This is a genomic window from Pseudonocardia lacus (assembly GCF_018531445.1).
Classification (GTDB): domain Bacteria; phylum Actinomycetota; class Actinomycetes; order Mycobacteriales; family Pseudonocardiaceae; genus Pseudonocardia; species Pseudonocardia lacus.
Window position 1 is genome coordinate 1 of record NZ_JAHDTH010000224.1, and the last position, 12,842, is coordinate 12,842.

1 protein-coding gene is annotated in these 12,842 nt (G+C 75.9%); it reads left to right on the forward strand.

The genetic code is table 11. The annotated features are described in order from the left end of the window. Positions 1 to 12,842 (forward strand): preprotein translocase subunit SecA (locus tag KIK08_RS32685; protein ID WP_491063191.1); only part of this gene is annotated, 12,842 nt, incomplete at both ends.

Below are 12,842 nucleotides of genomic sequence, written 5' to 3' on the forward strand. Positions count from 1 at the left end.
CGGCATGCCGGGCGACCTGGCGCGCAGCGCCGAGGGGCGCGCCGTGCAGGCGGCCGCGCAGCGGCTGGAGGTGCGGGCGCGGCAACTGGACGTGGCGAGCCGGATCCCCGGCGGGGTCGTGACCGCGGCGACCGCCCCGTTCCGGCTCCTCACCGGGACCACCCGGGTCGCCGCGATCGGGGTGCGGGTGGCGGCCGCGCCGCTGGCCAAGGCGGCGGGTGCCGGCGCCAAGGCGGCGGGCATGCGGGCGCTGGGCGGGTACATCAGCGGGCTGCCGACCGCCCCGGTCTGGAGCAGGGTCTCCACCGGGTTGTCCTCCGCATCGACCGGACTGGGGGTCGTGGCCGAGACCGCCCGCGTGACCGTGCGCAACGGCTGGGCCGGGCGCAACGGCCGTGCCGCCGCCTACCAGGACCTCGGGGTGCGTCGGACGGCGCCGGAGGCGACCATCGCCGAGGCGATGGCCGACCGGACGGCCCGGTACCTGGAGGGCGCCGGCGGCGACCCGGTGCTGGCCGCGCGGATCGCCCGCTACCCGCAGGCGATCCGGACGGTGCAGGCGGACCAGGCCGCGATGGCCGCGCGCGGCGCCGCCAAGATCACACTGCCAGCCGCGGTGGCCGAGGCGCTGACCGAGGCGACTGTCGCCCGCGAGCGGGCCGCCGACGAGTCCGTCCCGCTCGTCGAGCGCATCGACGCCACCCTGGTCGCCCACGGCAACGAGCCGGTGCTGATGACGAGCCTGAACCGGCGGCTGGGCACCGACGAGGCCGCTGTCCGCTCGGCGCTCGACGAGGCTGCGGCGAAGGCGGCCGCGGACGCCACCCCCGCCGCCACGGCACCGGTTCCGTTCGAGATCGTCCAGGACGGTGTCGGCTCCACCTGGGTCCAGCGGGTCGGCAGCGAGACCCCGAAGACCCGTCCCGTCGACGGCGGGTCCACTCGGCCGGCCGGCGCGGACGCCCCCGACGTGATGATGCTGGAGGCCGAGCTCGCGGCGGCCGACCGGCTCGCCGCCGCCGCGCGGGGCGACCGCGACCTCGCCGCCTCGCAGCGGGCGCAGCAGGAGTGGCTGGACGCCGAGCTGGAGCGCACCACCGACCCGGTCGTCCGCCAGGGCCTCACCGACCTGCGGGCCCGCGTGACGGCGGCGCGTGAGACGAAGGTCGCCGAGCAGCCCGCCATCATCCGCCACGAGATCGAGAGCGCCCGCCAGCTCGAGCCGCTGCGCCCACGGATCAACGAGGTCAAGGAGGTCTGGTCCGAGCTCGGTGACGACGGCGCCTACGCCCGGCTCCGCGACGACGCCGCCGCCGGCGTGCCGCTGTCCTCCGCCGAGCGCATCGCCCTGGTCGCCGAGCAGCAGCTGCGGACCCGCGGCCACCGGATGCACGACAACCAGCTGGCGGCCGCGGTCGTGCTCGACGGCGCGCTGGAGGGCGGCGGGCTCGTGCGCGGCACCCGCGGGGTGGTGGCCGAGCTGGCCACCGGCCAGGGCAAGTCGGCGGTGGCCGAGCTGGTCATGCTCGGTCGGTCGATGAACGGTCGGGGCGGGATGCACCTGCTGACCAGCAGCCCCGAGCTGGCCGCGGTGGCCGCCCGGCAGTACGCCGAGCTGGCCAAGCCCCTGGGGCGCACGGTCGGGCTGCTGCAGGAGGGCCAGTCGCTCGCCGCCCGCCGCGCCGCCTACCGGGCCGACGTCACCATCGGTTCGGCGAGCGACTTCCTGTTCGACCAGCTCAACGACGCCTACCTGCCCGCGCAGGGCAAGGTCCAGGGCGCGCGCAACTACGCGCTCGTCGACGAGGCCGACATGGTGCTGCTGGACTGGGGCGGCAGCCCGCACCGGCTCGCGACGCCGGTCGGCCAGGCCCGCTGGGGCGATCTGCTGACCGCGAGGGACCTGGCCCACGGCCTGGGCGAGGGGGAGTTCACGGTCCGTCCGCGCCAGCAGACGACGATCAGCAACGCGCAGTTCCGCGCGATCGAGCGGCGCACCGGCCAGCGGCTCGACCAGCAGCAGCGCCTCGACCTGGTCAACGCGGTGCGGGCGCGGCAGCTGCTGCGCGACGTCGACTTCAAGGTCGCCGACGGCACCCGCGCGCAGATCCTGGAGAACCTCAACGGCTCGGCGCTGGCCGGGCAGCGCTGGGGCGGCGGCCTGCACGAGGCGCTCGAAGCCGAGCTCGGGGTGCCGATCGGGCGCGGCCAGCGCACCGTCTCCGAGCTGACGATGCAGCAGTACCTGCAGGGCTACGACGCGGTGGGCGGCATGACCGGCACCGCGGCCGAGGCGGCGGCCCAGTTCTCGAAGCTGTACGGGCTGGACGTCGTGCCGATCCCGCGCGACGCGGCGACCCGCCTCGTCGAGCAGCCGACCCAGGTCTACGCCAGCAAGCAGGCCTGGCAGAACGCGCTGGTGAAGCGGGCCTCCGAGGTCGGCGCGGACGGTCGCCCGCAGCTGACGGTCTTCCGCACGCCCGCGGCGTCGGAGGCGTTCGCGGCGGCGCTGGAACGGCGCGGGGTCCGGCCCGATGTCATCAACGCGCTGGATCACCGGCTGCTGACCGAGCAGGCCGCGATCGACGGGGCGGGTGCGGCCAACGCGGTGACCGTCGCGACCGCTCGGGCCGGTCGCGGAACCGACATCGGTCTCAGCACGCACGCCCGGGGGGCCGGCGGCCTCGACGTCGTCGTGGCGTCGCTCTTCGAGTCCACCCGGGCGATCCGCCAGGCCTACGGCCGCGCCGGGCGCCAGCGCGACCCGGGCACCGCGGGCCAGATCCTCAGCCTCGACGACCCGATCCTCGTCCGCTACGGCGACGCCAAGGCGATCGGGAAGCTGCGTGAGAGGTACAAGGACAGCGCTGAGCCCATCTCGCCGCCGGAGATCGAGCCGCTGATCGAGCGGGCCGTCGCGCGGGCCACCCGGGAGATGGACAAGCGGCTCGCACGCACCTTGAACGGGCGCGACCCGGCGGCCACCGAAGTGGTGCGCGAGGTCGGCATCGAAGGCCTCCCGGCGGCCGGTCGGACGGCCGCCGAGGCCGCCGCCGACGCCGCGGTCGCGAAGTCGGCCGGTCGGATCGCCGCGCTGGAGACCGAGCTCGCGACCGCCCGCCAGGCGCTGGTCGCGGCCCAGGGCGCGGTCGCCAAGGGTGCTGATCCCGGTGCGCTGCACGAGAGCTGCGCCGCCGTCTGCCGGATCGCCGACGGCATGGCCACCGAGCTGGCCGAGTACCGCGGGCTCACCGGACAAACCGAGGGTCCCGCGGTCGTCGAGGCGCCGTCGGCCAGTGCCGAGCGCGGTGCCGTCGCCGCCTTCGGGGTCGACCCGGCGGAGATCGCCCGGATCGAGTCCCTGGTCGAGACCGCGCTCCGGCCCGGCGCCCCGCTGGACGGCGGCCTGGACGCGGCGACCGAGGCGCTGTACCGGATCGCGCGCGGTGCCGACCTGATCGAGGTGCTCGGCCGGCCGGGCGGGCAGGCGTGGGGGCCTTCGGGAACCGTCGGCACCGTCGCGGGGCGTGCGGTGTCCCTGCTGCAGCGCATCCAGGCAGCCGAGATCGCGACCCAGGCCAACGGCGGCGCGGCGATGTACGGAACCGGGCTCGAGGAGCGCCAGCTCCGCGCGCTGCTCGCGACCCTGACCGGGCTCACCCAGCAGCGCCCCCAGGGCGCCGCGGGGCGCGCGCTGCAGACGTGGATCGGGCCGGAGCTGTCCGCCCGCCTCGACGGCGTCGAGCAGCTGGGGGCGCCGGCCGGCGTGGTGACCGACGTCTACGAGCTGCTCGCCACCGGACTGGGCGACCCGGCGACCGCGGCGGCCGTGGAGTCACTGCTGCGCGCCGGCAGCGCGGGACCGGCCACCACGGCGGGGATCATCGCCAACTTCGTCATCGACAACCACCTGAGCTGGTCGGCCCCCGACCGCCGGCGCCTGGGCGCGGCGCTGCGCGCCCTCGCTGCCCAGCAGAGCGCGCCCCGGGTGCTGACCGTCGGCGGGCAGGAGCTGCGCGTCGACCGCGGGCCCAACGGAACCACGGTGCTGCGCGACGCCGCCGACCCCATCGCGACCGCGCCGCCCGGCGTCGTCCGGATCACCGCGACCGCGCCGGACGGCACCCGACGGTTGGCCGTCGGCACCGTCGTCGAGGTCCGCGACGGCCGCGCCTACGTGCTGACCGGGACCGGCTTCGCGCCCGGCGACCAACTGCGCGTCGCACTGGGTGCGACGACCCTGCCGGCCATGGTGCACACACCGGGACCGGTGGCGGTGGAGGCCGAGCTCGGCAGGGTGACCGCCGCCGACGTGCTCCCGCGCCCGGGAGCCGCACCGGGCTCACCGGGGGCGGCCGGGCTGGTGCTGCTGTCGGTTCCGGTGGACGCGCCGGCGCACCCCGTGGTCACGGTCGGCGCTCCGCCGACCGGGGTGGCCGCGCTGGCCGCCGCCACGGCCGTGGTCGCCGCCGCCGGTGCGGCGCCCGGTGCGCGGGCCGGTGCCCCGCTGTTCGTCCTCGACGCCGCCGGTCATCCGGTCCTGGTCGGCGTCACCGTGGTCGGCTCGGTCCCGACCGTCATCGGTCCCACCGCGCTCGGCGGCTTCCTGCGGGCGGCGACCCTCCCGGGCGGACCGCTCGGCCCCCACGGCGGCCCCGCTCCGCCGGGCCCTGCCGGGCCGAACGGGCCTCAGGGTCCCCGTGGTCCGACCGGTCCCGGTGGCCCGACCGGTCCGCTGGTGCCCAGCGGAGCGGTCTCGGCAGTCCTCGCGAACGCGACCGGTGGTGGCGGCGGCCTTGCGCCGGACGGCGTGCAGCCCGACGGCGCCCCGGTCCCGGCCGGGCAGCAGGCGGAGTCCGCACCGCGCCCGGCCGCGCCCGGCCACGGCTACCAGCACGGGTTCCGCACGTCCGGCATCCCGCCCCCGGCCGGTACGGGCACCTCCACATCCGGTGGTCAGCAGACCGCCGGAGCACGACCGACACCGGACACCACCGGTTCGTCGGTGGACCACGGGACCGACTCGAACGGTGGCTCGACCACCGCGGGCGGCCTGCGGAACGTGCTGAACGGCGGCGCTGGTGCCGGCTCGGCCTCCGGATCGGGGGCGGACGCGGCAGGCACGGCGGCGGCCGGCCGGACGGCTGCGGCCCTCACCGCGATCGGCGAGGCCGTGGCGGGCGGCGTCGCGGTGCTGCGCTGGATGGCGCGGGCGATCGGGGCGCGCGCTCCTCCGTCCGGGACCACCAGTGCGTGGGCGCATGTCGCCCGCGGGACCACGACGCTCGTCGTGGCTGCGGCCATGGTGCTCACCGCACCGGGCCTGGCGGGGGGGAAGGCCCACGCCGCCCCGGTGGACGGCCCGTCGGCGACGCCCGCCGACCCCGTGGTGGCCATCGGCGGCCTGCCGATCGACGTGTCCCACCTGCTGACGAACGCGGCCATCGTGGTCGGCGCCGTCCTGGTCGTGCTGGTCAGCGCTCGGTGGGGCAAGGCTGCGCTCTCCGCGCTGGCCGGCAAGGTGACGGCCGGGCTCACGGCGGGTGGGCAGGCGATCCGCGCCAAGGCGGTGGCGGGCGCCAAGCGCATCCGGCTCCTCGTGCGCGTGTACTCGCAGCGCCGCGACCTGGACTGGGCCGGTGACGCGCAGGCCCGCAAGGACCTGGCCGAGCACGTCCTGCGGGCGGCGGCCAAGGGCGTGCGCCGCAGCTGGGTGGCGCGTGCGGCGGGCTGGTCGGTCGAGCTCGTGCAGCTGACCGCGGCCCGTGTCGACGCGCTGGAGCGGCTGCAGAACGCGACCGACCCCGGATCCGGTTCGGGTACGGCGTCGTCGGAGCTCGAGCAGTTGGTCGACGCGCTGTGGCGGGACCCGCGGACGTCGTCCGGGGTGGGCGCGGCTCGGGCCAAGCTGGCCGAGCTCGAGGCGGAGACCGCCGGGATCGGCGCCGGGTTCCGCGCGCTGGTCGCCGAGGCCGGTCGCCGCGGGCTGCAGCTGGACTGGCAGATCGACGGCTCGGTCGTGGTGAGCGGATCCGGTCGGGAGCCCTTCGACCTGACCAACGGCTGGGTGGCCAACGTCGGCCAGTGGCTGACCGGCATCGCCGCGCACAACAACCCCAGGCTGCTGCGCGTGCAGGCGATGACGGCGTGGGTGGCCGTGACGGCGTACGCCGAGAGCGCGGTGCCCGTCGTCGCGGTGCTCGACGAGCTGGCGGCCCTGCGCGCCGCAGAGCCCGCCACCGGCCCGGCGATCCGGTTGGTCACCAGGCAGCTGCTCAGCCAGACCGTGCCGGCCGAGCACGTCCGCGGCACCCTCACCCCCGAAGGCCGTGCACTGCTGGACATGCACGAACCGGCCGCGCAGGTCGCCGCCGCTCAGCACGCGGCCCTGCGCGGCAACGCGGTGCCGGCGGCGGCGGAGCTGGTCGCCGCCGTCGGTGCGCTGCCGGTACCCGCGACGCCCACCCCGGCACCGTCGGGGGCGCAGCTCGACCGGCTCCGCACCCTCACCGAGGCCGGGTTGACGGCGCTGCAGCCGGCCGCGCCGGCCGCCGCTCGCCTGCTGGCGGCGAAGGACGCGCTGCGGGACAAGGCGAACGGCCGGGTCACCAGCACCCGGACCGCGACCGCTGCCGCCCGGGCGAAGCTGGACCGCACCCAACCCGAGGCGGTGCGCAAGGCCCTCGCCGAAGAGGTCCAGGCCGACGAGGACCTGGCCCGCGTCACGCGCACGCGTGACGCCTACGCCGTCGTGAAGGCCAAGCTGGACGCGGCGATCACGGCCTACCAGGACCTGGCGGCGGCGCTCGTCGTCGGGCCCGGCCCGGCGCCCACGACCGCGTCGCTCCAGACCCTGGTGGCCACGGTGCACGCGGCGGTGGCGGAGTACCGGACCGCGCAGCTGGCCAGCCGCCCCGGCATCGACGTGCTGGCCGCGGCCCGACCGGTCGGCCGGTTCCTGCCGTTCGAGGAGGCGACCGAGAAGGTCAACGACCTGCTGCGCAGCCGAGGACTGGGGTACCGGTTCAGCCCGGACGTGCTGGAGGCGCGGGTGCGGGCCCAGTTCAACCAGGCCGCGGTACCCGCCGAAGTGCCCGGAACGCGCCCGAACGGCCTGGTGCTGACGGTGCCGCGGCACCCGGTACCCGGCCGGTGGTGGCGGCACCGCCGGGTCGGCGGCGAGCTGGTCCTGCGGATCGACGCGGACCTGCTGGAGGTGACCGACCCGGCGGAGGCCTGGGGCCAGGAGCCCGCCGAAACCATCCTCGCGGCGCTGCCGCAGGGCGGGAACACGGTCAACTCCTCGCAGGGCAAGGCCCAGCGGTTCGGGGTCACCCTCGAGGGCGACATCCTCGTCGCCGCGGCATTGGGCGGCGAGCCGGAGGGCCTCGGCCAGTGGATCACGCTGCGGACGAAGCGCAGCTGGTCGCGGGCGCGCACCACCTCGTCGTCCGGTGCGGCCGGCGGCTACCACGTCGGTGGCAGCGTGTCCAACAACCGCAACGGCCTGGACGCCTACGCCGGGAGCGTCGAGCTCTGGGCCGCGGTCCGCACCAGCACCTCGGGCCCGCGGGACGGCTGGAGCGCGCCGCAGGTCGTCACCGCCGGTCCCGGACCGGCCGCCTCGCCGACGTCCGCGCCGGCGCGGGAGGCCCGGATGTTCTTCTCGCACGCCTGGAGCGAGCGCGGTCCGCCGCGCGGCAGCTGGGTACGGATGAATCCGCCGAGCACCGACAAGATGCCGGCCTACGTGCCGATCCGGGCCGACGGGATGGCGGAGCTGATCGACGGGACCGCCGCCACGCTGCCGCGCGCCCAGCAGGGTCTGAGCGAGCTGCCGCGCGCCCAGCTGCACGCCTTCCTGATGGGCGACCTGGTCCCGCAGCTGCACATCGCGGCCAACGACCCGAAGGGCATCGGGACCGAGCTCAACGACCGGCGCGGGCGGCCGGCCGCCAAGATCACGGCTACCGCCGTGGTGGACCGTGCGGCCGCGGAGCTGGTCGGTCGGCGCAGCACCCGGGAGCTGCTGGAGGACCTGCACGTCTGGTTCTCCTCGCTCAGCAAGTCTGTGTCGGCCGCGCGCACCCGCGGCGGCACCTTCGGGATCGCGGCCGCGCTCACCGCGGAAGGGCTGCACGCGGTCACGCAGTTCCTCCGGTTCCTGCTCGGTCCGTTCGCCCGCTGGCTGCCCGAGAGGCTCAGCATCGAGGGGAGCTGGTCGCGCACCGAGACCGTGTCGCTCGGCAACAGCGAGACCGCGATCCGCGTGGGGGTGAACCGGCACGCCCGGCACTCCCAGGGCTACTCGATCCCGGTGGTCGTCACGGTGACCGTCACGCCGTTCGGCGGCACCCCGGTGGAGGTGAAGCGGGAGATCACGCTCGTCGCGCGGATCGGCGAACTCGACGCTCTCATGTACGGGCTGCCGATCGACCCGGCCGCCGTGCAGGCCACCGGGCCGAACGGCGAGCTGATCCTGCACGGCGCGCCGGACTCCAACCCGCCCCCCGGCCGCCTCGCCGAGCTGCCCGAGACCCTGGGTGACGGGCCGGGGCAGCTGACCACGACCGGCCACGCCCTGGTCCGCGACGTCCCGTGGGACGACGTGCTCGCCGCGCGCGCCGCCACCGAGGCCGCCCTGGCGGGACGCCACCTGCTGGCGCCCCCGGGCACCGACGGGGACGCGTCGCGGACGCTGATCCGCGCGGACCGCGCCGCCCAGCACCTGCCGGCGGCCGCCGCCGGACCCGTCCGGACCGGGATCGGCCACCTGCGGGCCGGGACCCGGGTGGTCGTGCGCGGGCTGCGCCGGCTGCGACTGCTGCGCCCGACGGTGGGCGGGACCGGGACGGCCGGGCTCATCCAGACCCAGGTCGGCAACGGCTTGAAGCTGGACGCGCTGTTCCGGCCCGCGCGCTGGGAGACCGGGTACAACCAGGCCGTCAGCGGCATCACGACGCCGCTCATCGACCCGCGCAACAACGACCGCTACGAGGTGGAGGTCGCGTTCGAGACGCTCTGGGCGGGCATCGACCGCACCCGCTCCTACGACGGGCACTCCCAGGGCTGGGTCGACCCCGACCTCGACATCGCCTCGCACACGTCCAGCACGGTGCTCGGCGCCGGGCGCTCGGTGACCGGCGCCGCCGAGGTCGCCCGCACCCTGCCGCTCAGCGAGGACACCGACCCGGCGACGGCGGGCACCCAGGCCGAGTCGACGGCCTCGCCCGGGCTGCGGGGCGACCTCGGCGGCAGTCGGACCATCACGATGGGGATCGGCAACACCGTCAACGACGTGCGGTTGGCCGAGGGCATGGCCTCCACCGCGGGCTTCCGGGCGGTGAGCCGCTACACGGTGACGCTGGTCCACCCGGACGGCCGCCGGGACGTGCTGACCAACGGGACCTTCACGTCGTCACTGATGGTCTCGGCCGACCTCATGCCCGACGAGAAGCCCTACCCCGGCAAGGCGTCGGGCAAGCTCCCGCTGGAGGACCTCAGCCGGCTGGTGCCGCTGAACATGGACGTCGGTGTGGTCACCCCGACCAGCTCCGAGCGGGTCGACCTGTACCAGCTGCTGCAGGCGGCGGTCACCGGCCGGCTCGGCCCGGGCTGGCACGTGGAGGCCGAGGAGTGGATGCAGCTGCGGCAGTTCGCCGCGGTCGACCGGCTGCGCGGCAACCTGCAGATCCTCCTCGAGCACGGCATGCGGACGTCGGTGACGGCCCGGTCGGTGACCGGCGAGACGCGGAGGATCCCGGTCCGGTTGGGCGCCGTGGACGGTGTGGCCACCCGCACCTCCGACGGCCAGATGCTCAGCGGCGCGATCAACCTCACGCTCAGCTCGCAGTCGGTGACCCATGCGCGGTCGTCGTCCCGCTCGGCGAAGTTCTCGGTCGGGTACGGCGGCAGCCAGGTCACCCTGGGGAAGTGGAACCTGCGCGCCGCGTTCGCGCGTGCGGTCGGCCGGGCCTACTCGTGGACGTCCACGATCATCGCCGGCTTCGAGTCGCTGGGCATCGAGCTGGGCAAGCACCAGGTGTTCGTGCTCGAGCTGACGATCACGGCCGAGGTCGGCAGCGGTGCCACGAAGTGGACCGGGCAGGTGCCCGCGCTGGTGCAGTACGCGCTCCCCGAGCGCGACACCTTCGTCCGCTACGCGCACGGCGATCTCAACGACCCGGCGACCGGGCTGCCGCTGGGCCTGGTGGCCGACGCGGTCGAGCGGATGCTGAAGGGCGACCTGCTGTTCGACCTGCGCACCACCAGGTTGCTGCTGGAGAGGTACTGGGACCAGCGCTCGGCGGCCACGACGCCGCTCACCGGCCTGCCGCCGCACGACGAGCAGCAGCTCGCCGACTACCTCGCCGGGCAGGTGCGCGATGAGATCGACATGCGCCAGCAGGCGGGTCTGCCGCCGGGCTCGGCGCTGCCGGCCGGTCGGGTGGCGATGGCCGAGGTGCAGCGGGTCGCCCGCGACCTCACCGCCGACGAGCTGCCGGTCGACATCACGGCCCCGCACCTCGACGGCCAGCAAGAGTCGGTCGTGGTCCGATACAACCTCAACGACCGGGCCGGTAAGCGGGCGCTGCTGTTCGCCACGCTCGAGCGCCTGGTGGAGCAGCTCGAGCCGGGCCTGCTCGACCGCTCCGACAACGTGTGGAACTACCTGGTCGACCAGGTCGGCGGGCAGCGCTGGCTGGGCCACCTCAACCGGATGCTCACCGCCAAGGGCCTGATCCTGATGGTCCCGGTGCCGAACGCCGCCGGCGAGGTCGACCCGGACGAGCGGATGTTCGTCCGGATCAAGGCCCGGTTCGGCGCCGACCCGCGGATGGTCGGCCGCACGGACACGGTCGGCATCGGCGGCCAGTTCTACGGCTACGTGGAGTGGGTCCTCACCATCGTGCGCAACTGGTTCCGGGGCGTCGAGGGTGGGGCCTCGGGCGCCACGGACGTCGTGCCGGGCGGCCTGGACCAGGAGGTGGCTCCGGGGCTCGGCGGTGGCGTCGGCCGTGACCGCAGCAGCGCGGGCACGCAGGCCACGCAATCCACGTGGGTCAAGGGGTACTCGACGTGGAAGGGCGCCGACGAGGTGCGCCAGAGCCTGTACATCGAGATCTCGGTGACCAGGACCGGGCCGGACGGCGTGCGGGGCACGCCCGCCGAGGACGAGTTGACCGGCAGCATCATCCGGCTCATCCCGGACGGCCTGGTGCGGGCGCGCACGACGACCACGGTCGGTCGGCAGCAGCGCCTCGACGACCGGCTGCCGATGACCATGCCCCGGCCCGCGGTGGCCGACGTGCGACCCGACGCGCTGGTGGCCCACCTGGCCGGGCACCCCAAGCTCGGGCCGACCACCCTGATGCAGGAGTGGATCCTCGGCCAGATCCTGGCCCCGTCCGTGCTGAGCGCGTTCCTGCCCGTCATCGCGAGCCCGCAGGGCATGAGCGTGGGCGCGGTGCCGGTCGAGGGCAGCTCGAACCACAAGATCGACGTCCGGCTGAACGCCGAGCTGTTCGCCGAGAGCGTGCTCGTCGACGGTCGCACCGAGGTCGAGCTGCGTGACGTGGACCGGCTGCAGTCGCTGGCCAGCGTGCTGGCCAGCGTCGGGTTCCAGCTGCCCGTGGTGGGCGGGCCCGAGGTCGGGACCGGGGGATCCGGGGTGAGCGCCAACGCCTCGTTCGGGCAGCGCGGCGCGCGCGGGACCTCGACCTCCCACGGCGCCCGGAGCGAGGCCAGCCTCTACGCCAGGGGCAAGGCCTCCACGCTGCGCACCGTCGCCCGGATCACCGTGACGCTGCAGGAGCAGAAGGTCCGCCGCGGTGTCGCGGTGCCGGTCGGCGACCCCGTCGTGCTGGCGCCGGTCGACGTCGACGCGTTCCTGCTGGTCTTCGACGCCGACGTGGTGCGGCTGCGCAAGCCGGACCGCGGGCTGGAGGGTTCCGGGCAGCTGCGCGCCGGCGGGCTGCGGGTGGCGCCCGGACCGCTGTTCCCCGGCCCGATCTGGGGTCCCGGCCCCTCGGCGCGGCTGCGCGGCGCCACGTACGGCGGCGCCACCGGCGGTGTCGGCGGTGCGTTCGCGATCGGCGGCTTCTCGCCGGCCCTCTCGGACCTCGTCCTCGGCGCGCTGCTGCGGGTCGGGGCCGACCAGCTGGCCGGGTGGGTCGCGGGGGCGGCGCAGCCGCGGGCACCGCCGCGGCTGGGCCTGCGGCCGCACGAGCGGCTGCTGGTGGTCGACCCCGCCCGGCTCGTCGACGAGCTGGTCGGTGTGGGGATCGACCCGTACCTGGCGGCGGACGCCGTCCGGCGGCTCCACGCGTTCAGCTGGCGGCACACCGACGATCTGCACGTGATCGCGGTGACCGCCGACAAGCTGGCCGAGATGGAGCTGGCCGGCACCTGGGAGAGGGTCCTCGCGCACGAGCGCGACGACCACCTCAGCGGGCAGCCGGTCGACGCCGCCCACCACGAGCGGCACCGCGAGGAGCTGGAGCGGTTCGTGGCGGACCGCGCCGCGATCCTCGCGGCCACCGCGGCCGGCAGCCGGGGAACCGGAGCGGTCGGGGTCGTGGACGGCCCGGCGACCGGGGTCGCTCCGGCCACGGGTGCCGTGGCCGGGGCGGCCGGGTCCGTGCGGTCGGGTCGGACCGGGCAGCCCGGCGCTCGCGCGCCCCCGATCGCGTCGCGGTTGCTGCTCGGGTGGGTCGCGGACGGCGTGCGCGTCGCCGCGGTCCCGCTGCTGGCCGTGGGCCGCGGCGTCGGCCAGGTGGTCGTCGCTGCGGTCGGTAGAGCGGTCGCGCTGGGCGCGGCAGCGGCGCAGGCGGCGCGCGCCG